Origin of the sequence: Alkalihalophilus lindianensis (assembly GCF_032843265.1) — a bacterium.
In the GTDB taxonomy this organism is placed as follows: Bacteria; Bacillota; Bacilli; order Bacillales; family Bacillaceae_D; genus Alkalihalophilus; species Alkalihalophilus lindianensis.
Genome location: NZ_JAWJBA010000724.1, coordinates 1 through 251 on the forward strand (window position 1 = coordinate 1; position 251 = coordinate 251).

General features: G+C 40.2%; 1 protein-coding gene. It reads right to left on the reverse strand.

Features of this window, described 5'->3' with window-relative positions; translation table 11 throughout:
- A partial coding sequence (locus tag RYX56_RS24070; protein WP_317124347.1) for an FGGY family carbohydrate kinase occupies positions 1 to 251 on the reverse strand: 251 nt, incomplete at both ends.

The following is a 251-nucleotide window of genomic DNA, read 5'->3' on the forward strand; positions in this document are numbered from 1 at the left end:
GATATAAATGGTCTCATCCTGTTCAGGAACAGCAATAACGGCTGAGCCGGTATCATGTGTGGCCGGGAGAATAACCTGCATGTCAAAACCAAGCTCTGATACTAATTCTTCTGATAAGTTCCCTACTATCGTTTTTGGCAATTTGATTTCCTGAAACATCTCTTTATTCAAATCAAGTAAATCAATTAGCTGCTGATCCCACTTTTTCGTAAAGGCATTCACCAATTGGGTTGTCGAGGCATTGGTGTATT